This is a genomic window from Flavobacterium beibuense (assembly GCF_004151245.1).
Taxonomy (GTDB): Bacteria; Bacteroidota; Bacteroidia; order Flavobacteriales; family Flavobacteriaceae; genus Flavobacterium; species Flavobacterium beibuense_A.
The window spans coordinates 57453-80284 of the sequence record NZ_JUIW01000011.1; the positions used below are offsets into that span (position 1 = coordinate 57453).

Consider the following 22832-nt stretch of genomic DNA (forward strand, 5'->3'; position numbering starts at 1 on the left):
AATGCTAAAAATCCTGCCTTTAAAGGGGCAGGATTTTTTTTACTTAGTATCGTCTTCAGCGAATTCTTTTATTATGTCATTTCGCTTTTCAAGCAGTCTTTTCATATAAGACTTAAGAAAAAGTAAATCTGCAAACCTACCTAACACTCCAAACGGACTCTTATAATCAAAAACATCAGTAAGAATCACAATACCATCTCTTTCTTCAAACAAATGGTCGTGCCTAAAGCTTTTAAAAGCACCGCTTGCCATTTCATCTGTAAACTGATAAGGCCTGTTTAAAGATGTTATTTTTGATGTCAGCAGTTGATAAACCCAAAAATGCCTTGCTCTCCATGTCACTGTCTCATCCATTTCTATAAGACCTGATGTTTTTCCTGCAATGGCATCTTCATTGGTGTGAGCTGTAGAAACTTTATGAAGGTCAATACTCCGTGAAAGGTCAAATACCACTTCTATAGGAGCATTAATATAAGTTTCTATTTTAATAACAGGCATTAATTATAAACCCTGATAACATTCTCGCTTATTATCTCTACCCTGTAAGGCTTTAAGGGATATTGCACATCAGCATTATTGGCAAGTCCTGTAAAAAGGCTGTATTCCACATCATCACATGGGCAAACGGCATTAATACCGTTAAGATCCAGCGTAGAGCATGAACTTAATTCCTGATTTGGGCAGCTGGCCTCATAGGCCGCATATCCTGCTCCGGTATTCATAACAATAATACCTCTTATGCCTATACCGGCCTGACCTATATATACAGGGTTGCCAGTATATATTAAAGGCGTATACGAAGGAAGATTCATGTCTATGTTTATAGAAAAACCATAATTAGGCAGGTACTTATTACTATTATTATAATCGTCGTCACTACATGATGATAAAAAGGCAACTGCAAACAGCAGTAACAGATATTTTCTCATTTTAATAAATTTTTACTGTATAATTATGAAACAAATTTAATTTATTTAACTTTGACAAACGCTATAGCGCGAATTTAAAAATTGACGTAATAAAAAAAACAGTATCTTTGCGATAAAGAAATCCCGTCCTGATGGGATTTTTTCTATTTATATAAACGATGAAGTTATGAGTACAGTATCTTACTACACAGCAGAAGGACTAAAAAAGTTAAGAGATGAGCTTGATCATCTTAAAGCCATAGAAAGACCAAGAGCTTCTCAGGCTATTGCCGAAGCACGCGATAAAGGAGACTTATCTGAAAACGCAGAATATGACGCAGCAAAAGAAGCACAGGGACTTCTTGAAATGAAGATTGCCAAAATGGAAGAGCTTCTTGCTAATGCACGCCTTATAGACGAATCACAACTTGACCTGTCTAAAGCGCTTGTACTTTCTACAGTAAAAATTAAGAACCAGGCTAACGGCATGGAAATGAAATATACACTGGTAGCAGAAAGTGAAGCCGACCTTAAAACAGGAAAAATATCGGTTACATCACCTATAGGCAAAGGCCTTTTAGGAAAATCAGTGGGAGAAATTGCAGAAATTAAGGTACCTAACGGAACCCTTAATTTTGAAATCCTTGAAATTACAAGAGACTAACCTGTAAAAGATTTATCATGGCTTCCATATTCACTAAAATTGTAAATGGCGAAATCCCGGCATACAAAGTAGCCGAAGACGACAAATTTCTTGCTTTCCTTGATGTAAATCCAAATGCTAAAGGGCATACGCTTTGCATACCGAAACAGGAAATAAACAAGATTTTTGATATGGAGGAAGATCACTATCTTGGGCTTATGAAGTTTTCGAGAAAAGTGGCTAAAGCGCTTGAAAAAACTGTAGCGTGCAAACGCGTGGGAGTTGCCGTGGTGGGCCTTGAAGTGCCTCATGTACACGTGCACCTTATCCCTCTTAATGAAATGGATGAAATGCGCTTTATAAACAAGGTTAAACTTGAAAAAGAAGAATTTGAAGCGTTAGCAAAAGAAATAAACGCTAACTTATAAAATAAAAAGGCACTTTAAAGTGCCTTTTTTTATGCTTTATGGTAACTGGCCTGCATGGTTGTACCCACACCCACTTCAGAGTGTTTTACCTTTATTCTCCCTTTATGGTACTCTTCCACAATACGTTTGGTTAACGACAAGCCAAGCCCCCAACCTCTCTTTTTTGTGGTAAAACCAGGCTCAAATACCTTTTTATACTGTTTTTTAGGAATCCCCTTTCCGGTATCTGTTACCTGAATTTTTACAATACCGTCTACATCCTGAATAATCAGCTTTAAAGAACCTTTACCTTTCATGGCATCTACAGCATTTTTTACCAGGTTTTCCACTGTCCAGCTATGCAGTTCTTTGTTAAGCATAACCGGTATGGGATAATCAGGTCCCTTATATAGAAACTCCACCTGATTTGAAGTACGCGACCTTAAATACTCAAAGGATTTTTCGGTTTCGGCTACTATGTCAACCGGTTCCAATACCGGCTCAGAGCCTATTTTAGAAAAACGATCGGCTATAGTCTGTAGTCGGTTTACATCTTTTTCTACCTCAGTTACAGTAGTTTCATCCACATTATCCACCTTCATTATCTCAATCCATCCCAATAATGAAGAAAGTGGTGTGCCAATTTGGTGGGCCGTTTCTTTAGCCATACCTGCCCACAACTTATTTTGGGTGGCAATTTTTGTAGCCCTGTAAAAATTGAATACCAAGGCTCCAAACAATACTATAATAAGTATCAATGCTACGGGATAATACTTAAGCTGATCTAACAAAGGGGAATTGCCATAATATATATACTGATATTCGCTATCCGATATCATAATTTTTATGGGCTCATTTTGCTTTTTAATATCTTCAAAGTAATTGTACAGCTTAACGGAATCTTTTAATATATCGGGAGGTATATTATTGTTATCAAGAATATTATCCCGCTTATCGGTTTTAAATACAGGAATAGTATTGTTACTTCTTATAACACGAAGTGTTAGTTCAAGACCTGTATCCTGCAAACCGGGATCGTTAACAGCCTTTGTCCCCATTGCCCACAGCTCCACTTTATTTCTTTCCTCATCCTTAAAAACCTGAAAAAGATAATAAGTATTCCATACAATCAGTACAACTATAAGGAAAGAGGCCAGAATAATAAACCCCCTTGTAAAACTTCTGCTATTAGAAAACTGCATATACAACTATTTGTGGCTTAAAGATAGTAAATATGGCATAAGTGTGGGTTTTGATAACGATCAAAAACTACGTTTATTATTTTGTTATTAAATCGGGTTTGGCAAACTGGGTTAAGTACGCAGGAAAATTTATCTTTGCATAAATACAATTTTTTGCAATGCTTAGTATAGATCCAAAAGAAATACCTACAGCAAAGCTTCAGGGTTATTTACAGGGAGCCATAGGCCCAAGACCCATAGCTTTTGCCAGCACAATAGACAAAGACGGAACCCCAAACCTGTCTCCGTTCAGTTTTTTTAACGTATTTAGCGCAAACCCGCCAATACTGGTTTTCTCACCTTCACGCAGGGTAAGAGACAATACTATAAAGCATACGCTTATTAATGCAGAACTTAACCGGGAGGTCGTTATTAACGTGGTTAACTATGCCATTGTACAGCAGGCATCATTATCAAGTACGGAGTATGCCGAGGGAGTAAACGAGTTTATCAAGTCGGGGTTAACGATGCTTCCGTCAGATATTGTTAAACCTTTCCGTGTTAAGGAATCACCTGTTCAGTTTGAGTGCAGGGTAAAAGATATTATTTCTCTAGGTGATGGCGGTGGTGCCGGAAACCTTATTATATGTGAAGTGGTAAAACTTCATGTTGATGAAAACATACTGGATGAAAACGGGGCTGTAGACCAAAACAAAATTGACCTTGTTTCCCGTATGGGTGGAAACTGGTACAGCCGTGCCAATGCAGGTCTTTTTGAGGTAGAAAAGCCACTTACAACACTAGGGATAGGTGTAGATGCCATTCCTGATTTTGTGAAAGAAAGCTCTGTTTTTGACGGTAACGATTTGGGCAAACTTGGTAACGTTGAGACTTTGCCTACCGAAGAAGAAATTGATACCTTTGTAGAAGGCTCATTTGAAACGAAAGCTGTTTTAAGCGCCGATGATGAAACAAAAAAATACCTGAAAGCCAAGGAACACCTTGACAATAATGAGGTACTTACCGCATGGAAGGTACTGCTTGCAACAAGAAAATAATGATAATTGCCCGGCTGTGCCGGTTGAAAACAACAATAACAAAACAGTATTATGGAAGTTACAGGAAGAATTAAGATGATTGATGAAACTAAATCTTTTGGAAGCAACGGATTTAGAAAAAGAGAAGTGGTAGTTACAACAGATGAGCAGTACCCGCAACACATCCTGGTTGAATTTACTCAGGATAAATGTGACCTGGTTAACAGCTATACGGTAGGCGAACCTGTAAGGATTTCCATTAATCTTAGAGGAAGAGAATGGGTAAACCCTCAGGGAGAAACCAAATACTTTAACTCTATCCAGGCATGGAGAATAGAAAAGCTACAGCCTGCTGCGCCTTCACAACAAATGCCGCAACAGCCTATGCCAAACTCTTATGACTCTTTTGAGCCGGCAACAAATTACAAAGAAGAAGACCACGACGATCTTCCTTTCTAATAAAAGCAGAATAAAAAATGAAAGCCCCGAACAATGTTCGGGGCTTTTTGTTCAAAAAAAGACACTTCTCCTTTTGAAACAACCCAATAAGTAGTTTTTAAGTCCCCGACCCTAAGGTTACAAGGTGTGAGGTAAGGAAACTTAAAAACATTATTATGAACATAACCGATTTTTATTACCCCGTTTTAATCCCCTGCCGCAGGTGTATCGGTGTGGCGACAGGGGTTCTTAAAAACGTGGTGATTATTGTTCTCCAAAACTAAAACTACATTGTTAAAACGGTTACTACCGCTGTATTTAATACTGCCTGTGCAGGACTGTATAACCCCCCTGAAAGGCCACAAGCCATAACATCCCTTGTTGTACCCCAGTCTTCGTCTCTTCCTTTTTTAGAATTGCTCATAATCGTTAAATCTGAAGACATAACAATTATTTCCTTATCTGTCTGACTTATGTTGTAATTATTTTTTACTTCATCAGAAAATTCCTGAACCAATACATCAGACACGATATACGGATTAGACTCCTGTGTTATAAAACCACGTAAATCAACAGATGTAGCAACCTCAAAAGGCAATTCTACAACATATGCCTCTGTGTCTGCAATTGCCCTGTTGATATCACCCTCATCAACAAAAACATAATCACTTCCTTCTAAAGACATAAATGCCGAATTAGACTTAGCTATAGATAATATATTCTCCATAACTTCTTCAATACTGGCGCCGGATGTTCCATATCTGAGTATATATGCATCAGTAATCTCACCTAATACTAATGCTTCATAATTACTCTCACTGACACCCGATTTAAATTTAATTTCACCATTTTTAACACTACTTCCTTCAAGGCTGTCATCTGTACTGCAACTTGTAAGAGCCAAAGCAGTAACTGCCATAAACAAAGAAAATCTTTTCATTTAATCACGTTTTTAAGATTTGTTTCTTTGTTTACTTCCCGGGCAGTAAACATTTTTTTCACTTTATCGATACAGGACAAAACTATGAGAGGTAAAAAAAGTAGGCAAAAGGTTGTTGTGCAGATTTATAAATCTGCAGTGCAAAATCATATAACATACTGATAATCAAAAACAAAAAAATTAACATCTTTGCTTTTCAAAAAGTGTATTTTTGCATTATTCATAGTTTTTTTTAATTCCCTCTGTAAACAATAAGTAGTCTTTTTTAAACAAAAAGGCGATGAAAGAATGATGACACGCTATTTAATACTCTTTTTTATAATTCCTTTTTTGGGAGTGTCTCAGGAGAAGTTTGTTATTCCTGATTCCCTTTCTCAAAAAACTTTTGATCAGTTGATTGATGACATAGATGATTCTGAAGACGATGATCCTATCCTATGGACATATTTAAAAACCTATGTTCAAAAAGCAAAGAATGAACATAATGATGAGGAATTGATTATAGGGTATCAAAAAACATTAAAAAGGTTACCTGAAAATGCAGCCCTAAAATACTCCGACAGTATTTTAAATATTGCCACCAGGCTTAACGATGATTTACTTATAGGAAGGGGATATATTGATAGGGCAGTGATTTATTTTAAGTCGAAAAACTATGATGAATCATTAAACAACTACCTTATTGCTGATAAATACATCAATGAAACCAATGATGTTTACACACAGTATAAGATTAAATACGGAATAGCGAACATTAAATCATATCTGGGACATCACCAGGAAGCTTTAAATCTTTTTACCGAGTGTAAGGAATTTTACAGGAAGAGAGAGGGGTATAACAACAGGCAGGGCTATTTACATTCATTATGTTCAATGGGCAGAAGTAATTTCAGACTTTCCAATTATGAAGAATGTTCTAAAATAAACAAAGAAGGGGTAGCTGAAAGTACTGGTGAAGACTTTACTCTTATTCACGGTTATTTTCTTCAGTCAGAAGGAATAAATCAGTTTGCAAAAAAAAATTACAAAGAATCAGTTAGCTACCTTCAAAAAGCTTTACCTGAGATTACCCAAAACGAAGACTTTGTTAATATAGCCATCACCTATATGTATTTAGGCAAAGACTACCTTAAACTTAATGATGATGAAAAAGCTATAGCCTATCTGCAAAAAACAGATTCAATTCTACAGCAACATCAATATGCGAATCTTGACTTAAGGGAAACCTACGAACTTTTTATTAATTATTATAAGGCAAAAGGAGATCTTGAAAACCAGCTTTTATACACTAACCGATTATTAGATGCTGATAAGATTCTGGAAAAAAACTACAAAACCCTTATATCTACTATCCACAAGGAGTACGACACAGCAGCTCTTATAGCTTCAAAAGATAATCTTGAAAAAACACTTAAAAGAAATACCATAATAAGCTATACGGTATATTGCCTTGGAGCTCTGGTTATTCTGGTTATAAGCCTGCTGCTTGTCAGAAATTACAAAAAACAAAAGGTCTACAAGCTCAAATATGAGGAACTTATAGCCAAAACAGAGAAAAAAGAGACTACGCCAGAGGAAACTATTGAAGTTACCGAAGAAGCTACAGATGATTTAGATATCAATCAGGATATTATAGTAAAAATACTTAACGGACTGGAAACCTTTGAAAACAAGGAAGAGTTTCTTAATGCAGGTATAAACCAGTCGGCACTGGCTGAAGACCTGAACACTAATACCTCTTATCTTTCAAAAGTTATCAATCATTATAAAGGGAAAAATTTTAACTCTTACCTTAATGAATTAAGGGTAAATTATGCCGTAACCCTTTTAAAAAACAGTTCGGTTCATCGCCGTTATACCATAAAGGCACTGGCAGAAGAACTTGGCTTTAGTAATCCGCGCAGTTTTTCAGATGCCTTCTTTTCTCAAACCGGCATTAAGCCGTCTTACTTTATAAAACAACTGGAAAAGGAACCAGCCCCTTTATTAAGTGCATAAGTATAGCTTAATTCTTTTACCTCTGCGTTCAAATGCTTAAATTTGAACATTCATAATAAGTGCATTGTATATGTATTTCCTTTCCAGAGATTTATACTTCCCTCCTGCTATACATGCCTCTCCCGAAGGCATTGTGGCTATTGGCGGCGACCTGTCTCCCGAAAGGCTTATGCTTGCCTACAACAACGGCATCTTCCCTTGGTTTGAAGATGACGAACCTATTTTATGGTGGTCTCCACCGGAAAGAATGGTACTTTTCCCCAACGAATTAAAGGTTTCCAAGAGTATGAGAAACATTATTAATCGCGGGATTTTTAAAGTGACCTTTAATACTGCTTTCAGGGAAGTGATAACCAATTGCCGAAACATTAAACGTGACGGGCAGCCGGGAACATGGATTACCCCTGACATGATTGAAGCCTATTGCAGGCTTAATGAACTGGGTAAGGCAAAATCGGTTGAAGTTTGGCAGGACAACGAATTGGTAGGCGGACTATATGGTGTAGACCTGGGCCATATATTTTGCGGGGAAAGTATGTTCTCTAAAGCTTCAAATGCCAGTAAGATAGCTTTTATCGCTCTGGTAAAACAGTTAGAAATTGCAGGTTATCAACTATTGGACTGTCAGGTCTACAACGACCACTTAGCCAGCCTAGGTGCACGTGAAATTTACCGCGAAGACTTTCTTGAAATTTTAAAGCACTAAATAATAGTCGGTTACACAAATTTAAAATATCTTTGCACCGTGAAAGAAACGGTTAAAAAAATCAGTTTAGTATTAATTGCCGCCTTATACCTGCTTGCCGCTGGTGTGACTGGTTGCTACATGCCTGATTTTAAACCTAACACGGTAAAATCATCAAAAGAGGCTTACCTTATTAAAAGCGAATACAAATCGTCGCTTCATACGGTTTCCGAATCAAAGTTTACCGAAACTGCCGCTAATAAAATCAGCAATCCGGTTTACGGTATCATTCACGAGTATAGTATTGACTGCTTTACACCAAGTACTTTTGCACAGTACATACTCAAATCAGGTAATTTTTTCATCCGTTTCAGCACAACGGATATTATCTACCCCTTTCATTACTTCTGGTAAATTCCTTTCCTTTTAGATGCTAATAATATTAGCACATTCAGGAGGCTTGCAATAATTATTGCCAGGCCATAAACTACATGTATATATTAAACACAATTTAAAATGGAATTAGGAACAACAATAATAGGAGGCATCCTTGTATTATTATGCATTATACCAATAGTAATAGTAAGTAACAACAGAAAGAAAAAAGATAAGCTAACGCTAAAAGCGCTTTATGATTTTGCCGAAAATGAGTCGTGTAAAATAGGCTATCACGATATATGGCTTAATGCTGCAATAGGTATAGATAAAGACAACAAGGTATTATTTTTCCTTAAAGGAAACCATAAAGAGCATTATATTAAAAAAGTAGATCTTGAGGAAATAAGAGCCTGCAATGTATTACCGCTGGATGGCATGGATAAGGCAGAGCGTATAGAAAAGCTGGAACTGGCATTGTTCCCTCAAACTAAAAGTGAACCTGCCATACTTTTAGAGTTCTACAGCGCTGATGTTTCAATGCAGCTTGCAGATGAGTTAATGATTGCCAGAAAATGGGACAAACTGATTAATCAGATGGTATAAAAACAGAAAACCCACTCAATTGAGTGGGTTTTTGTATTGTTTCAAATTCTTAAGCTTCAAATGGAACTATCGAAACAAAAGATTTGTTGTTAGCTTTCTTTTGGAACTTAACAACACCAGCAACTTTTGCATGTAAAGTATGATCTTTACCCATGTAAACGTTTTCACCCGGGTTGTGTTTAGAACCTCTCTGTCTTACGATAATGTTACCAGCAATAGCAGCTTGGCCACCAAATATCTTAACGCCTAAACGTTTCGATTCTGATTCTCTACCATTCTTCGAACTACCGACACCTTTCTTGTGAGCCATGATGTTTTGGTTTTAATTGTTAATTATTCTTCTGTAGCTTCCGCTTTTTTAGTCGCTTTCTTCTTAGTACCTCCAGCTGTAATTCCAGAAATTACAATTTGAGTTAAAGATTGACGGTGACCGTTTTTCACTTTGTAACCTTTTCTTCTTTTCTTTTTGAAAACGATTACTTTGTCTCCTTTTAAGTGTTGTAACACTTTGGCTTCAACTGAAGCACCTTCTATAGCCGGGGCGCCAAGGGTTACTGTTCCGTTGTCATCAAGTAAAAGAACTTTTGCAAATGAAATTGCATCTCCTTCTTTACCTTCAAGACGGTGAACATAAACCTTTTGGTCTTTGCTAACTTTAAATTGCTGCCCTGCTATCTCTACGATTGCGTACATAACAATATGGTTTAATTAATTTTTTGAGTTTGCAAATATACGACTTAATATTTATCACACAACATGTTATGACAAAAAATACACTCTCCTAACCCCTTAATTATCAATAATGAAAAAAAATAAAAATTTATTGTAACAAAATACCGAAATTGCGTACCAATTATCAAAATCAAAATAATTATTAATTTTTATGAAAAAATCTTTAATGGCTTTGGGTTCACTTCTGATGCTTGGCGGAGTAGCTTCAGCCCAAAAAGTAGCATTTGAGGAATACGATCTGGATAATGGTCTGCATGTAATATTACATCAGGACAAATCGGCTCCTGTTATCGTTACATCGGTTATGTATCACGTAGGTTCTAAAGATGAGAACCCTCAGAGAACAGGATTTGCACATTTCTTTGAGCACCTTTTATTTGAAGGTACAGAAAATATTGCACGTGGAGAGTGGTTTAAAATAGTTACTGCAAACGGTGGTAACAATAACGCCAATACTTCTGACGACAGAACTTACTATTATGAAGTATTCCCTTCAAACAACCTTGAGCTTGCCATTTGGATGGAATCTGAAAGGTTAATGCACCCGGTTATTAACCAAATTGGTGTTGATACTCAAAATGAAGTAGTAAAAGAAGAAAAAAGGCTACGTGTAGACAACCAGCCTTATGGTAACCTTCTTGCAGAGGTTAAAAGAAACCTATTCACAGTACACCCATACCGTTGGGCTACTATCGGTTCTATGGATCACCTGGATGCTGCTACTTTAGAAGAGTTCCAGGCTTTCAACAAAAAATTCTATATCCCTAACAATGCTGTATTAGTAATTGCAGGTGATTTAGATATCGCTCAAACTAAAGAGTGGGTGAACAAATACTTTAGCGCAATACCTAAAAGTACACCTATTACTCGTCAGCACTTTGAGGAAGCTCCTATCACAAAAACTATCCACGCTACATACGAAGATCCTAATATCCAGCTGCCAATGGCAATTGCTGCATATAGAACTCCTTCTATGAAAACAAGAGAGGCAAGAGTACTTGATATGATTTCTGCTATCCTAAGCGGTGGTAAAAGTTCAAGAATGTACAAGAGAATTGTAGACGAGGAGAAAATGGCACTTCAAATGGGTGCTTTCAACTACAGCCAGGAAGATTATGGTGCATATATTATATATGGCATCCCTATGCAGGGCCATACATCGGAAGAGCTTATCGCTGAAGCTGATAAAGAAATCGTAAAACTACAAACTGAGCTTATTTCTGAAAAAGAAATGCAAAAGCTTAAAAACCAGTTTGAAAGCCAGTATGTAAACAGTAATGCGAGCGTTGAAGGTGTTGCAGAAAACCTTGCTACTTACTACCTGCTTTATGGTGATGTTAACCTTATAAATACTGAGAACGGTATTTACCAAAGCATTACAAGGGAAGAGATTAGGGATGTGGCTAAAAAATACCTAAACCCTAACCAGAGATTAATTCTTGATTACGTACCAGCTAAAGACAAAGCACAAAACTAAGCATACAAAACATCATGAAAAAAGTAATATATATATTAGCCAGCTTGTTTTTAACAGTTACTATGCAGGCACAAGACAGACCAATGCCCCAGGCGGGCCCGTCGCCTACTGTAAACGTAGGTAAGCCGGAAACATTTAAACTTAAAAACGGTTTAACTGTACTAGTTGTGGAAAACCACAAACTACCTAGAGTATCTTATACACTTACTATGGACAACGCTCCATATGCTGAAGGAAGCAAAAAAGGTGTTTCAGATCTATTAAGTGCTGTAATAGGTAGTGGTACTAAAAAAATGTCTAAAGAAGCATTTAACGAAGAGATTGACTTTTTAGGTGCCAACATTAACTTCTGGGCCAGCGGTGCTGCCGGAAGCGGACTTTCTAAATACTCTAACAGAATTCTTGAGTTAATGGCAGACGGTGCTCTTAACCCTGTGTTCACTCAGGAAGAGTTTGATAAGCAAAAAGCTAAAATGATTGAAGGACTTAAGTCTGACGAGAAAAGCGTTTCTGCAGTATCTTCAAGAGTTACAGATCTTTTAATCTACGGTAAAAGCCATCCTGCAGGTGAGTATGTTAGCGAAGAGACACTAAACAACGTTACTTTAAACGATGTTGTAGAAAACTATAATACTTACTTCGTTCCTGGTAATGCTTACCTTGTAATTGTTGGTGACGTTAAAGTAAAAGACGTTAAGAAACAGGTTAAGAAGTTATTTGAAAACTGGACCCCTGCTACAGCTCCAAACATTACTTACACTGACCCTAAAGATGTACAGTACACTCAAATCGACTTTGTTGATATGCCAAACGCAGTACAGTCTGAAATTTCAGTTGTAAACGTTTCTAATCTTAAGATGACAGACAAAGAATACTTTGCTGCTATCCTTGCTAACCAAATCCTTGGTGGTGGTGGAGAAGGCCGTCTATTCCTTAATCTTCGTGAGGCTCACGGATGGACTTATGGTTCATACTCTTCACTTGGCGCTAACAAACGTGTATCTTCTTTCCGTGCTACAGCTTCTGTAAGAAATACAGTAACTGACAGTTCTATCGTTGAGATTCTTAACGAAATGAAGAGAATAAGAACTGATCTTGTAAGCGAAGAAGATCTTAAAAACGCTAAAGCTAAATACATTGGTAACTTTGTAATGCAGATTGAAAAACCATCTACTGTTGCCAGTTACGCTTTAAGAACAGAAACACAAAACCTTCCTGCAGATTTCTATGAGAACTACATTAAAAACATTAATGCAGTAACTCCTGAAGATATTAGAAATGCAGCTCAAAAATTCTTTAAGGCTGATAATGCAAGAATCGTAATTGTAGGTAAAGCTGCAGACGTATTACCGGGTCTTGAGAGCAGAAAGCTTCCTATCAACTATTTTGATAAGTATGGCAACCCTACACAAAAACCGGTTCTTAACAAACCAATACCTGCTGGTGTAACAGCTAAAACTGTTTTAGAAGGTTATATCAACGCAATTGGTGGTGAGAAAGCCGTTAAAGGTGTAAAAACACTTTATACTAAAGCTTCTGGTGTAGTACAGGGTACTCCGCTTGAGCTTACTGTAAAAACTACTGCAGACCACAAAATGTTTGTAGAAATGACTGCCATGGGTATGAGCATGATGAAACAGGTAGTTAACAACAAAGAAGGCTACATGGTACAACAAGGCCAAAAAATGGCTGTTGAGGGTGAAAAGCTGGAGGAAATGAGAAAAGGTGCAGTTCCTTTTGATGAGCTTAACCTTGTAAACAATGCTAATGTAACCCTAACAGGTATCGAAACTATTAACGGTACTGACGCATATGCTGTTAAAAACGACGATACAACTTTATACTTTGACACAAAAACAGGTTTAAAAATTGCTGAAGCTAAAGAAATGGAACAAATGGGTCAAAAAATGACACAAACTACATATTACAGCGATTATAAAGATGTAAAAGGTATTAAGATTCCTTACAAACTTACAATGAATGTAGGTATCGATATTGAGTTAACAGTTTCTGAGGCTAAGATCAATGAAGGTGTTAGCGATGCTGATTTCCAATAATCATTAAAGACTTTATATACAAAAGGCTGCCGATTGGCAGCCTTTTTTTATGTGTTTTATTCGCTATTTCCTTGCAGAAAAATAAACCCCGATTAAAATTACCAAAGCTCCAAATCCCTGAGCTAAGCTAAGCGATTCGTTATCCAGCAAGCCCCATATACAGGCTACTATAGGTATTAGATAAGTAACCGAAGAAGCAAATACCGGTGAGGACATTTGTATAAGCCTGAAGAAAACAATATTTGCTATACCTGTACCTAAAATACCAAGTATGGCTATATACATCATTGCAGTTTGAGCCTCTGGCTTTACCATTACATCACTAAACCCTGAACAGAACAGGATAATAAGTGCCGGCACAAGCATAACAACAAAGTTGCCTACCGTTATACTTAAAGGAGTAAGATCTGAAAGGTATTTTTTTATAAGGTTTACGTTTGTAGCATAACAAATGGTGGCCAACACCACAAACAAAGCAAAATAATAGTTCTGTCCCGGATTGTCTACTGCACCATTATAGACTAAAAGTATACTGCCTATTAAACCTATAACTACCCCAAAATACTGTCTCCTCTGGAACTGAAGCCCAAACACAAGCGCCCCGATAACTAACGTATTAAGCGGCACCAAAGAATTTAATATGGCGCTTACCGAACTATTTATTTCCGTTTGTGCTATAGAAAATAGATATACCGGCAAAAAAGTACCTGTTAATGCCGTTGCGGTTATATATTTCCACTTACCTAACGGAATAGTTTTAAGGCTTTTAAACCCTACTATCAGTAAAAAAAGAGCACAGAATATAATACGCAGCGAACCCATCTGAAAAGCCGTAAGCCCTTCCAAGCCTCTCTTCATCAATATAAAAGAACTGCCCCAAATACAGGCTAACACTATTAAAAGATACCACTTTAAGTTTTTTGACTGCATACTTTTTAAATTATTTTGCCCAAAATTCCGCTATTTAAAACTGCCTGACAACAGTTTTTTCATATTTTTGTAAACTCTTTTAACAGAGTTTATTAACTACACAATATTATATATTATGAACAGTATTAAAAAAATTGCATTCTTTGCACTTACAGCTGCCTTACTTGTAAGTTGTAATGACAAGAAAGAAAACATGGAGACTCCTGAAGGATCTGCAGATACTACAATGACAGATGCTACTGCTGCTGCCAATGTAGAAACTACTTCGTTTAAAATTGATGGTATGACATGCCCTCAGGGATGTGCTGCTACTATAGAGCACAAACTTGCTGCTCTTGAAGGTGTTCAGGATGCTAAAGTGGATTTTGACAACAAAACAGCTACCATTTCTTATGACACTGCAAAACAAACTCCTGAAACACTCGTTTATACTGTAGAAAATATTGCAGATGGTGCTTACAAAGTATCTGATGTACACTCTTCGGCTGATAAAGCTTACTATGGTGTAGACCAGGAGAAAGAAAAAACTAAAAAAGCTGACAAGAAAAACGATAAATCCTGTTCATCAGGAGAGAAAAAAGAAGGAAGCTCATGCTGTGGCGGAGCTAAAAAATGCTCTTCTGAAACTAAGAAACCTACAACTATGTAATTCTTAAACATATAAACAAAAAAGGCAGCTATTCAGCTGCCTTTTTTTATTTCCATCGTATGCTTTCCATGAGGGTTCGCATATCGTTTTTTACATAACTTGCTGCCGGCATAAGGGAATCGTAATTAGGCTTTACATAAAAATATAAAGACCCGGTAACAAAATGATTTGTACTGTCGGTCACATAAAACTGGGCATTAGTTGCCGCATCACCCCCTACCTGATAAAACATACCGTAAAGTTTCTTTTCGCGAATAGCAAACGGCTGTTCCTGTATACCATCAGCCTTAATAACGTGCTCATAGGTAAGCTTTTGCGCATCCCTAAGCAGCTTCTCAAGATTACCATTAACCGGCTTATAAGTAATATAAACACTCGCCTTCATGTTAGGATATCTGAGAGTCAGGTTGCAGTTACCCTTATCTTCAACAATGACCCTATCGTTTACTGCAAAATCAAAAGCACAATCCTTATTATAAAGCACATAATTAGCCTCGTTGTAATCCAGTCTCAGGTAAGCCTCAGGTTTAGGTACCGTATCGTCTCCGCAGCTTCCTGTAAAAGCAGCTATTGAAACCATTATACCAAAACCAAAAAATCTTTTAATAGCGTCCATTTATAGTAAAGTAACCTTTATTTGTTTTATCCTTCTCTTATCAACAGATTCGATGGTAAAGATATTGCCATTAAAAGTAATTTTTTGTCCTTTTTTAGGAAAATTTCCTGATATCTCTAAAATAAAGCCGCCAAGTGTCTCTGCTTCACCCTTCGCTTCCTCAAACTCCTCTTCCTCAACATCAGTAACCCTGTAAAAGTCCTTAAGGTTTATTTTACCGTCAAAAAGATAGTTTTTATCGTCTATTTTAGAGTAAATTATATCTTCGTCGTCAAACTCATCACTTATATCCCCTACTATCTCTTCCAGTATATCCTCCAGCGATATAAGCCCCGATGTTCCTCCATATTCATCTACCACGATGGCAAGGTGGTTTTTCATGGTTTGGAATTCCTTCAACAGGTTATCCAGCTTTTTGTTTTCGGGCACAAAAAACGGAGGCCTTATTATTTCCTGCCAGTTAAATTCTTCCTTGTCAATATGAGGTATAAGGTCTTTAATAAACAACACTCCTTCAATCTGGTCTATATTGTCACGATACACAGGTATCCTGGAAAACCCTTTATCAAGGATTTTTGGGAATATCTCCTGAAAAGTTTCCTCAATCTCCAGAGCAAAAATATCAATACGCGGACACATAACCTGCTTAACATCAGTATTACCAAAAGACACTATCCCTTCCAGTATCTTCTGTTCTTCTTGGGTAGCATCACCATAATCGGTAAGTTCAAGTGCCTGCGAAAGCTGGTCTACAGAAAAATTCGATTTTTTATTCCCAAACCGTTTGTTTAGAGCCAGCGTTACCTCACGCATAGGGACACTTATTGGCGAGAGTATTATATTTAGCACATATAATGGAAAAGCTACCCTTTTGGAGAAACGTATACTGTTTCTAGAGGCATAGAGTTTAGGCAGCACCTCTCCAAACAATAATATAAAAAAGGTAACAAGTAGTATTTCGAGTCCGAATCTTAGAAATGGCGAAATAACATTAGCAAACAGATTACCCGACAGCCTGAAAAAAAGGATGATAACTGCCAGGTTAAACATGTTATTTGTAATTACTATGGTAGCCAATAGTTTTTTAGGCTTTTGCAATAGTGTACTGATGAGCTTACCTTTTTTAGGGTTCTCTTCGTTTATCTTGTCAAGATCATGGGGAGTAAGCGAAAAAATAGCTACTTCTGTTCCCGAAATGTATGCAGAACAGATTAATAGGAGTAATATCCCTGCGAAACCTATAATAAGGTTATAATCTAACAGCGTGTAACTCGAGGGGTCAGGATCCAAAGCTATACAAATTAGTTAAACAATTAGAACGGAAGGTCATCATCCGGCGCGGGTACATTATGTGGTTCGGCATCCGGCGTTCTGGCAGGTTCACTGGCAGCACTACCATAGTTTTGCTGCTTTGCAGGTGCTGTTGTGCTACCGCTGCCGTCAATATCCTTTTTAGTAGTAAGGAAAGTAAATTCGGTAACCTGAATTTCCGTTGTATATTTAGTAGTCCCGTCTTCAGCCTGCCATTGGCGCGACTTAATACGGCCTTCTATATAAATCTTATCACCTTTGGTAAGGTATTTTTCACAAATCTCTGCAGCTTTGTTCCTCACCACAAGGTTATGCCATTCCGTAGAAGTTATCTTTTCGTTAGTCTGCTTATTAATATACACTTCGTTGGTCGCTAAAGGAAACCTTCCAATGCAGTTACCTCCTTCAAAATAGTGCAGTTTTACATCATCTCCCAAGTGTCCTATAAGCATTACTTTATTTAACGTTCCGTTCATGGCTTTTACTGTGTTTACTCAAAAATACTAAATTTAATTGTTACTCCCAATGCTTCTCCATAAAATTATGGATCACTATAGGATACGGATAGACCTTAATCTCATCATAAGACTGACCATTAACAACAGTGTCGTTAGTAACAACCTCCCAAAAACGGATGTGAAGGTGCTGATGCGAAAGCTTATGCACAACTTCGGGCACTATAGCCTGCACGCTTTTTACAGTAAATTCAAACCCAGGAAACTGTTCAATAAGTTTTACAACTTCCTTATCAGGAACGGGCATTACAGTCTCCAAAAGCGGAAACTCATACAGATTGTGCCAAATACCCTTTGCCGTACGTTTTTGTACAATAGTATTATCTAACGCATCTTTAACCACCATATAATTAAAGTACCTGTTGGTCACTTTTGTTTTTTTCAGTTTAACCGGCAGGCTGTCTACCCTACCGGTAGTGTAGGCCACACAGTTTACATTAAAAATACAGTTTACACAATCAGGACTTTTAGGAACACATTGCAAAGCACCAAACTCCATCATGGCCTGATTGAATTCGGCAGCATTATCTTTTGGCAATTGAGAACCTGCCAGCTCCCTGAACTCTGCCTTGGCGGCAGAAGACGATATATCTGTTTCAATACCAAAATAGCGGGACAGTACCCTGTACACATTACCGTCTACCACAGGAACAGGTTCATTATAGGATATGGAAGCTATGGCAGCAGCAGTATAATCGCCTACTCCTTTTAGTTTTAATAGCTCCTTATAGCTTGAAGGAAACTTACCGTTTAAGTTATAAGCCACGTGTTTAGCGGTAGCATGGAGGTTGCGTGCACGGGAATAATAACCCAGCCCCTGCCATAGCTTAAGCACCTTTTCCTCAGGAGCATCAGCAAGATCAAACACGGTAGGAAAAGCTTCCTGAAAGCTCAAAAAGTAGGGCAACCCCTGTGCAACCCGCGTTTGCTGAAGCATAATTTCTGACAACCATATAAAATACGGATTGTGAGTTTTTCGCCATGGCAAATCTCTTTTATTATGTAAATACCACTGAATTAAAGACTTATAAAAAACCATTATTACTTATTAGACAACAAAAGTAAAAGTTTATGTTATTAAATTTTAATGCATTAACGTTGAATAATTGTTTTTTTAATTCATATATTTGCAAACTCAAAAAAATGCACAAGAGAAATATTTAAATACTTATAAATAAGAATAAAAATGACGAAAGCAGACATCGTAGCGAAAATCTCGGAAAAACTGGGTCTAGAAAAAGGAGATGTACAGGCAACAGTTGAGTCTTTTATGGAAGAAGTAAAAAACTCTTTAGAAACGGGTGATAACGTATACCTAAGAGGTTTTGGTAGCTTTATTATTAAAACCCGTGCCGAGAAAACTGGTAGAAACATTTCTAAAAACACTACCATTAAAATTCCTGCACACAACATTCCGGCATTTAAACCTGCGAAAATATTCATTGACGGAGTAAAAACAAATACTGAAGTCAAAGTAAACTAATTATTAATCACAAAACCTTAACACTATGCCAAGTGGTAAAAAAAGAAAAAGACATAAGGTAGCGACGCACAAACGTAAGAAGAGAGCGAGAGCTAACCGTCACAAAAAGAAAAAGTAGTTTAATACTACTTTTTCTTTTTTAAGATTTAAGTTCATTGAAAAAGGTTTTTATAAGACACTAAGAAATAACACTCTAGCCTATACGGCTCAATTAAAAAAACTATTTCTGTCAATAATTGTCTATAAAAACCGCCGGGTACACAATACCTGTAAATTTATTGTTTAATCCATCTGTATAGAGCAATGGTTTCGATGTTTCAAATTTCAAGTTATATAACCTGAAAGCTAAAACCTGAAATTTTTGCCATGTGCGGATAAAAATGTACAGTGTGAACAAGGAATTAATTATCCGATCCAGTTCTGATGCCGTAGATTTTGCCTTATTAAAAGATGGAAAACTAATTGAATTACACAAGGAACAGGAAGATAAAAACAAGTTTTCTGTTGGCGATATATTTATAGCCAAAATAAGAAAACCTGTTGCCGGCCTTAATGCCGCCTTTGTAAACGTAGGCTTTGAAAAAGATGCCTTTTTACATTATCATGACCTGGGGCCTAATTTGCCCTCCCTGTTGAAATTCATAAAACTTGTAAGCGCAGGTAAAATAAAAGATTTCTCCCTGAAAAACTTTCCTTTTGAAAAAGAAATCGACAAAGACGGAGCCATTACCGATGTTTTGAGCGCCAACCAGTCGGTTCTTGTACAGGTAGTAAAAGAACCCATATCTACAAAAGGCCCAAGAATAAGCTCAGAGCTTTCACTGGCCGGAAGATATGTTGTTTTAGTACCTTTCTCTGACAGGATTTCAATTTCTCAGAAAATTGATTCCAAAGATGAAAAAGAAAGACTAAAACGCTTGGTTCAGTCTATCAGGCCAAAAGGATTTGGTGTTATTGTGAGAACAGTAGCAGAAGGCAAAAAAGTAGCCGAACTGGATAAAGACTTGCAAAACCTGATCGATAAATGGTCAGCCATGTGCAAGCGCATCCCATCTGCCCATCATCCCTCTAAAGTATTAGGTGAAGTAAATAAAGTTTCATCAATGCTAAGGGATATTTTTAATGATACCTTTACCGGTATTCATGTGGATGATGAGGATTTGTATTACCAAACAAAGGACTATCTGCAGGAGATAGCCCCTCAAAAAGCTAACATCGTTAAGCTGTACCAGTCTAAGGAACTGCCACTATTTGAGAAATACAATATAGAAAGGCAGATTAAAACCTCTTTCGGGAAAACGGTATCCATGAGTAAGGGAGCCTACCTTATTATAGAACACACAGAAGCTCTTCACGTTATAGACGTAAACAGCGGAAACCGTTCTAATAAGGCACAAAGCCAGGAAGATACAGCCCTTGAAGTAAACCTTATTGCTGCTGCAGAGATTGCAAGACAATTAAGGCTAAGGGATATGGGTGGAATTATAGTTGTCGATTTTATAGACATGTCCAACCCAGAGAACCGAAAGACCCTCTACGACTTTTTGAAAGAGGAAATGAGCGACGATAAAGCGAAACACAAGATCCTGCCTCCTAGTAAATTTGGACTTATCCAAATTACCAGACAGCGTGTCAGGCCAGAGGTGAATATTAAAACCAGAGAAGAAGACCCTAACAGGGTTAACGGAGAAATTGAAGCTCCTATACTGGTAATAGACCGAATTACGTCCGACCTAGAAAGAATTATTAAGACCCATAAGAAGATAGTGCTTAACGCACACCCTTTTGTGGCCGCATACCTTACTAAAGGTTTTCCATCAATACGTTCAAAATGGTTTTTTGAACATAAAAAATGGGTGAAAATCATACCGCGTGACGCTTACACGTATTTAGAATACAGATTTTTTGACAGCAAAGGAAACGCTATCAAAGAGTAACAAACAAAAACCGCCTTGGGAAACCCTGGCGGTTTTTTTGTTTTATAACGAATAGTAAACCAATATCAATATTTAGCATTAAAATCTTATTCTACCTATTATAGTCTCAATACCCACCCTGATATGTTATTAAATTTCCTGAAGTTTGCCGTATAAAAATCATTAAAATCAATCAATCAATGAAAACAGTAAAAATCCCTGCCATTCTTTTGGTGGTGTATTCTGCTATTGTAAGTATAGCATTCGTATTTCTTTTATTTTCCTTTAAAACAAATAATTCTTTTAATGAAGATGAAATATCATTAAAACGCATTAACATAACCGATGAACAAGGTAATGTACGTCTTGTAATATCAAATGAGGAAAGGATACCGCCTCCCATATTAGACGGCAAAGAGTTTAAAAGAGCTATAAGCCCCGCCGGAATTATATTTTATGATAAAAAAGGCAATGAATGTGGAGGACTTGCCCTTTCAGGCAAAGACAATACAGATATTGGCGCGCTGGTTTTAGACTACAGCAACATGGACGCCATAGCAATGCGCGTAATTGACACCGAAGGTGGAGACTACAATGCCGGTTTCATAATAAACGATCCATCTCCTAAAGGAACATTGGGCCGCGGTAACGGACGTATTGCCTTAGAGAATGATAACGGTAGTGCCCAACTGATATTAAACGATGCCAACGGTAAGCCACGCTTAAAAATAGCTGTAGATGATAACGGAAATGCCTCCTTTAATCTTTTAGATAAAGATGGTAATATCACTAAAGATGTTTTAAAATAATAATAAAAAACCGCTTTGGGAAACCCTGGCGGTTTTTTTTACTATTTACTAGTTTTTCTTAAATTAGCGTTTCATAAATTTTCCAATGGACATTATACTTAAGCCTTACCTTACAAGACGAATTATAGCAGGATTTATAGATTACAGCTGTATGTTTTTCATATCAGTTATCCTTATAGTAACTCTTGGAACACATAAAGGTGGTGGTAATTATGAATTAACAGGATTTCCCGCTCTTATAATTAATTTGTTTTGGCTATTATTTATTGTCGGCATGGAGCAAATAACCGGGGCAACATTAGGCAATGGCATAACTGGCTTAAAACCAACAACCTTATCAGGTTCAAAACCCAGTTTTATACAATCTTTTAAAAGACATCTTTTAGACCCCATAGATATGTTCTTCTTTGGTTTAGTAGGGATAATTACAATTAAAAATTCCGAGAAAAGTCAACGCCTTGGCGACAGTTGGGCAAAAACTATTGTAATAAGGGATAAAAAATAGTTTTTATACAAAACCTACTAAACATGAAACCGCAAATTAAATATATAGAACTAAAATCAGGCTACAGCGACAACGGACCTGCATGGATAGGACTTGTTACTTTTTCCAAAACCGGACGTACCATATATTTTAACGGAAAGGCTCTTAAAAACTTAAAAGCTCAGGGTATAAGCGGCAATTACTATGATATGGAGACTGGCGATGAGTACTGGATATCGGGCGTTAAAAAAAATGGTTTCGACAGACACACTTTTGGTTCCGGAAAAATAGCTGTAGACAGCCGCATAGTAAACGAATATCTTACTATTATTAATCGCAGTGAACTTGACAGTTCAAAATATACTATAACAGATGTTATAACAAATGACGTTAAGAAGCAGACATACCTTATTGAAAACGAATTAGAGGAGGAAGAAATATTCAAAAACGAAATACTTCTCAAAAACCCTATAGAGCTTTCAAACTCTGAACTCGAAGCTGGTATAAACCATCTTATAGAAAGTGAAGTTAATGCGAGATACAATAAAGGACGAAGAAGTTATAAAGAAATAAGAATATTATTTGAAAAGGAGCTAACCAAAAGAGCTGAGGAATAACTCCCGTCAAAATGTATC

General features: G+C 37.0%; 27 protein-coding genes. 16 read left to right on the forward strand and 11 right to left on the reverse strand.

Annotated features, from left to right (window positions below; all coding sequences use genetic code 11):
* Positions 1-39 precede the first annotated feature (39 nt).
* Positions 40-498 (reverse strand): SRPBCC family protein, encoded by a 459-nt coding sequence (locus NU09_RS14970; protein ID WP_129752119.1) that lies wholly within the window; start codon positions 496-498, stop codon positions 40-42.
* Positions 498-929 carry a Rieske (2Fe-2S) protein gene (locus NU09_RS14975; RefSeq protein WP_129752120.1) on the reverse strand — a complete coding sequence of 144 codons (432 nt, stop codon included), beginning with the start codon at positions 927-929 and terminating at the stop codon, positions 498-500. The genes NU09_RS14970 and NU09_RS14975 overlap by 1 nt, the downstream gene beginning before the upstream one ends.
* Before the next feature lie 166 nt (positions 930-1095).
* Here NU09_RS14975 and greA point away from each other — a divergent pair, with 166 nt between their 5' ends.
* Together greA and NU09_RS14985 are read left to right on the forward strand one after the other, a co-directional pair.
* The gene (greA, locus tag NU09_RS14980) at positions 1096-1572 is read left to right on the forward strand and encodes a transcription elongation factor GreA (protein ID WP_129752121.1); all 477 of its coding nucleotides are present in this window, start codon (positions 1096-1098) and stop codon (positions 1570-1572) included.
* A 17-nt stretch (positions 1573-1589) separates the two neighbouring features.
* A complete protein-coding gene (locus NU09_RS14985) occupies positions 1590-1979 on the forward strand; it encodes an HIT family protein (RefSeq protein ID WP_129752122.1) in 390 nt (129 codons plus the stop codon).
* A gap of 29 nt (positions 1980-2008) precedes the next feature.
* Here NU09_RS14985 and NU09_RS14990 read toward each other — a convergent pair whose 3' ends face one another.
* The gene (locus NU09_RS14990) at positions 2009-3160 is read right to left on the reverse strand and encodes a sensor histidine kinase (protein WP_129752123.1); all 1152 of its coding nucleotides are present in this window, start codon (positions 3158-3160) and stop codon (positions 2009-2011) included.
* 158 nt (positions 3161-3318) lie between these two features.
* On the opposite strand from NU09_RS14990, the gene NU09_RS14995 reads away from it, so the two are divergent.
* Positions 3319-4197: a flavin reductase family protein gene (locus NU09_RS14995; RefSeq protein WP_129752124.1), complete on the forward strand. Its 879-nt coding sequence runs from the start codon at positions 3319-3321 to the stop codon at positions 4195-4197.
* A 51-nt stretch (positions 4198-4248) separates the two neighbouring features.
* A complete protein-coding gene (locus NU09_RS15000) occupies positions 4249-4635 on the forward strand; it encodes a DUF3127 domain-containing protein (protein ID WP_129752125.1) in 387 nt (128 codons plus the stop codon).
* A gap of 265 nt (positions 4636-4900) precedes the next feature.
* Here the strand turns inward: NU09_RS15000 and NU09_RS15005 are convergent, their stop codons facing one another.
* The gene (locus NU09_RS15005) at positions 4901-5554 is read right to left on the reverse strand and encodes a hypothetical protein (RefSeq protein WP_129752126.1); all 654 of its coding nucleotides are present in this window, start codon (positions 5552-5554) and stop codon (positions 4901-4903) included.
* Positions 5555-5842: 288 nt separating this feature from the next.
* Here NU09_RS15005 and NU09_RS15010 point away from each other — a divergent pair, with 288 nt between their 5' ends.
* The 4 genes from NU09_RS15010 to NU09_RS15025 all read left to right on the forward strand — a co-directional run bounded on the left by NU09_RS15010 (position 5843) and on the right by NU09_RS15025 (position 9218).
* A complete protein-coding gene (locus NU09_RS15010; RefSeq protein ID WP_129752127.1) occupies positions 5843-7552 on the forward strand; it encodes an AraC family transcriptional regulator in 1710 nt (569 codons plus the stop codon).
* Between the two features lie 70 nt (positions 7553-7622).
* Positions 7623-8258, forward strand: coding sequence for a leucyl/phenylalanyl-tRNA--protein transferase (gene aat, locus NU09_RS15015; protein ID WP_129752128.1), 636 nt, complete (start codon positions 7623-7625; stop codon positions 8256-8258).
* 39 nt (positions 8259-8297) lie between these two features.
* Complete coding sequence (locus tag NU09_RS15020; protein ID WP_129752129.1) at positions 8298-8651, forward strand: hypothetical protein; 354 nt, start codon at positions 8298-8300, stop codon at positions 8649-8651.
* 102 nt (positions 8652-8753) lie between these two features.
* Positions 8754-9218, forward strand: coding sequence for a hypothetical protein (locus tag NU09_RS15025; protein ID WP_129752130.1), 465 nt, complete (start codon positions 8754-8756; stop codon positions 9216-9218).
* A 49-nt stretch (positions 9219-9267) separates the two neighbouring features.
* Here NU09_RS15025 and rpmA read toward each other — a convergent pair whose 3' ends face one another.
* Both rpmA and rplU read right to left on the reverse strand, forming a co-directional pair.
* Positions 9268-9528, reverse strand: coding sequence for a 50S ribosomal protein L27 (rpmA, locus tag NU09_RS15030; RefSeq protein WP_129752131.1), 261 nt, complete (start codon positions 9526-9528; stop codon positions 9268-9270).
* Positions 9529-9551: 23 nt separating this feature from the next.
* The gene (rplU, locus tag NU09_RS15035) at positions 9552-9911 is read right to left on the reverse strand and encodes a 50S ribosomal protein L21 (protein ID WP_035135157.1); all 360 of its coding nucleotides are present in this window, start codon (positions 9909-9911) and stop codon (positions 9552-9554) included.
* Positions 9912-10101: 190 nt separating this feature from the next.
* On the opposite strand from rplU, the gene NU09_RS15040 reads away from it, so the two are divergent.
* Positions 10102-11427 carry a M16 family metallopeptidase gene (locus NU09_RS15040; protein WP_129752132.1) on the forward strand — a complete coding sequence of 442 codons (1326 nt, stop codon included), beginning with the start codon at positions 10102-10104 and terminating at the stop codon, positions 11425-11427.
* Between the two features lie 14 nt (positions 11428-11441).
* On the forward strand, positions 11442-13484 hold the full coding sequence (locus tag NU09_RS15045) for an insulinase family protein (protein WP_129752133.1): 2043 nt from the start codon (positions 11442-11444) through the stop codon (positions 13482-13484).
* 63 nt (positions 13485-13547) lie between these two features.
* Here NU09_RS15045 and NU09_RS15050 read toward each other — a convergent pair whose 3' ends face one another.
* Complete coding sequence (locus NU09_RS15050; RefSeq protein ID WP_129752134.1) at positions 13548-14414, reverse strand: DMT family transporter; 867 nt, start codon at positions 14412-14414, stop codon at positions 13548-13550.
* Positions 14415-14529: 115 nt separating this feature from the next.
* Between NU09_RS15050 and NU09_RS15055 the strand changes: the two genes are divergently transcribed.
* Positions 14530-15063, forward strand: coding sequence for a heavy-metal-associated domain-containing protein (locus NU09_RS15055; RefSeq protein WP_129752135.1), 534 nt, complete (start codon positions 14530-14532; stop codon positions 15061-15063).
* Between the two features lie 46 nt (positions 15064-15109).
* Here NU09_RS15055 and gldD read toward each other — a convergent pair whose 3' ends face one another.
* From gldD to mutY, 4 genes are read right to left on the reverse strand one after another with little or no spacing between them, the layout of a single operon-like run.
* Positions 15110-15679: a gliding motility lipoprotein GldD gene (gldD, locus tag NU09_RS15060; protein ID WP_129752136.1), complete on the reverse strand. Its 570-nt coding sequence runs from the start codon at positions 15677-15679 to the stop codon at positions 15110-15112.
* On the reverse strand, positions 15680-16969 hold the full coding sequence (gldE, locus tag NU09_RS15065; protein WP_129752137.1) for a gliding motility-associated protein GldE: 1290 nt from the start codon (positions 16967-16969) through the stop codon (positions 15680-15682).
* A gap of 23 nt (positions 16970-16992) precedes the next feature.
* Entirely contained in the window at positions 16993-17466 is a 474-nt protein-coding gene (locus NU09_RS15070; RefSeq protein ID WP_129752138.1) for a single-stranded DNA-binding protein, read from the reverse strand.
* A gap of 40 nt (positions 17467-17506) precedes the next feature.
* Complete coding sequence (gene mutY / locus NU09_RS15075; RefSeq protein WP_129752139.1) at positions 17507-18544, reverse strand: A/G-specific adenine glycosylase; 1038 nt, start codon at positions 18542-18544, stop codon at positions 17507-17509.
* Positions 18545-18691: 147 nt separating this feature from the next.
* Here mutY and NU09_RS15080 point away from each other — a divergent pair, with 147 nt between their 5' ends.
* The 5 genes from NU09_RS15080 (at position 18692) to NU09_RS17160 (ending at position 22814) form a co-directional block, all read left to right on the forward strand.
* A complete protein-coding gene (locus NU09_RS15080; protein ID WP_129752140.1) occupies positions 18692-18988 on the forward strand; it encodes an HU family DNA-binding protein in 297 nt (98 codons plus the stop codon).
* Between the two features lie 380 nt (positions 18989-19368).
* Positions 19369-20925, forward strand: coding sequence for a ribonuclease E/G (locus tag NU09_RS15085; RefSeq protein WP_242501888.1), 1557 nt, complete (start codon positions 19369-19371; stop codon positions 20923-20925).
* Positions 20926-21104: 179 nt separating this feature from the next.
* Positions 21105-21713, forward strand: a complete 609-nt coding sequence (locus NU09_RS15090) for a hypothetical protein (protein ID WP_129752142.1) — start codon at positions 21105-21107, stop codon at positions 21711-21713.
* Positions 21714-21798: 85 nt separating this feature from the next.
* On the forward strand, positions 21799-22218 hold the full coding sequence (locus tag NU09_RS15095) for an RDD family protein (RefSeq protein WP_129752143.1): 420 nt from the start codon (positions 21799-21801) through the stop codon (positions 22216-22218).
* A gap of 23 nt (positions 22219-22241) precedes the next feature.
* Positions 22242-22814, forward strand: a complete 573-nt coding sequence (locus NU09_RS17160; RefSeq protein ID WP_207209782.1) for a hypothetical protein — start codon at positions 22242-22244, stop codon at positions 22812-22814.
* The last annotated feature ends 18 nt before the right edge of the window (positions 22815-22832 follow it).

Coding starts and splice junctions, on each gene's coding strand:
- NU09_RS14970 (WP_129752119.1), bottom strand. CDS start 498: ATGCCTGTTATTAAAATAGAAACTTATATTAATGCTCCTATAGAAGTG.
- NU09_RS14975 (WP_129752120.1), bottom strand. CDS start 929: ATGAGAAAATATCTGTTACTGCTGTTTGCAGTTGCCTTTTTATCATCA.
- greA (WP_129752121.1), top strand. CDS start 1,096: ATGAGTACAGTATCTTACTACACAGCAGAAGGACTAAAAAAGTTAAGA.
- NU09_RS14985 (WP_129752122.1), top strand. CDS start 1,590: ATGGCTTCCATATTCACTAAAATTGTAAATGGCGAAATCCCGGCATAC.
- NU09_RS14990 (WP_129752123.1), bottom strand. CDS start 3,160: ATGCAGTTTTCTAATAGCAGAAGTTTTACAAGGGGGTTTATTATTCTG.
- NU09_RS14995 (WP_129752124.1), top strand. CDS start 3,319: ATGCTTAGTATAGATCCAAAAGAAATACCTACAGCAAAGCTTCAGGGT.
- NU09_RS15000 (WP_129752125.1), top strand. CDS start 4,249: ATGGAAGTTACAGGAAGAATTAAGATGATTGATGAAACTAAATCTTTT.
- NU09_RS15005 (WP_129752126.1), bottom strand. CDS start 5,554: ATGAAAAGATTTTCTTTGTTTATGGCAGTTACTGCTTTGGCTCTTACA.
- NU09_RS15010 (WP_129752127.1), top strand. CDS start 5,843: ATGATGACACGCTATTTAATACTCTTTTTTATAATTCCTTTTTTGGGA.
- aat (WP_129752128.1), top strand. CDS start 7,623: ATGTATTTCCTTTCCAGAGATTTATACTTCCCTCCTGCTATACATGCC.
- NU09_RS15025 (WP_129752130.1), top strand. CDS start 8,754: ATGGAATTAGGAACAACAATAATAGGAGGCATCCTTGTATTATTATGC.
- rpmA (WP_129752131.1), bottom strand. CDS start 9,528: ATGGCTCACAAGAAAGGTGTCGGTAGTTCGAAGAATGGTAGAGAATCA.
- rplU (WP_035135157.1), bottom strand. CDS start 9,911: ATGTACGCAATCGTAGAGATAGCAGGGCAGCAATTTAAAGTTAGCAAA.
- NU09_RS15040 (WP_129752132.1), top strand. CDS start 10,102: ATGAAAAAATCTTTAATGGCTTTGGGTTCACTTCTGATGCTTGGCGGA.
- NU09_RS15045 (WP_129752133.1), top strand. CDS start 11,442: ATGAAAAAAGTAATATATATATTAGCCAGCTTGTTTTTAACAGTTACT.
- NU09_RS15050 (WP_129752134.1), bottom strand. CDS start 14,414: ATGCAGTCAAAAAACTTAAAGTGGTATCTTTTAATAGTGTTAGCCTGT.
- NU09_RS15055 (WP_129752135.1), top strand. CDS start 14,530: ATGAACAGTATTAAAAAAATTGCATTCTTTGCACTTACAGCTGCCTTA.
- gldD (WP_129752136.1), bottom strand. CDS start 15,679: ATGGACGCTATTAAAAGATTTTTTGGTTTTGGTATAATGGTTTCAATA.
- NU09_RS15070 (WP_129752138.1), bottom strand. CDS start 17,466: ATGAACGGAACGTTAAATAAAGTAATGCTTATAGGACACTTGGGAGAT.
- mutY (WP_129752139.1), bottom strand. CDS start 18,544: ATGGTTTTTTATAAGTCTTTAATTCAGTGGTATTTACATAATAAAAGA.
- NU09_RS15080 (WP_129752140.1), top strand. CDS start 18,692: ATGACGAAAGCAGACATCGTAGCGAAAATCTCGGAAAAACTGGGTCTA.
- NU09_RS15085 (WP_242501888.1), top strand. CDS start 19,369: ATGTACAGTGTGAACAAGGAATTAATTATCCGATCCAGTTCTGATGCC.
- NU09_RS15090 (WP_129752142.1), top strand. CDS start 21,105: ATGAAAACAGTAAAAATCCCTGCCATTCTTTTGGTGGTGTATTCTGCT.
- NU09_RS15095 (WP_129752143.1), top strand. CDS start 21,799: ATGGACATTATACTTAAGCCTTACCTTACAAGACGAATTATAGCAGGA.
- NU09_RS17160 (WP_207209782.1), top strand. CDS start 22,242: ATGAAACCGCAAATTAAATATATAGAACTAAAATCAGGCTACAGCGAC.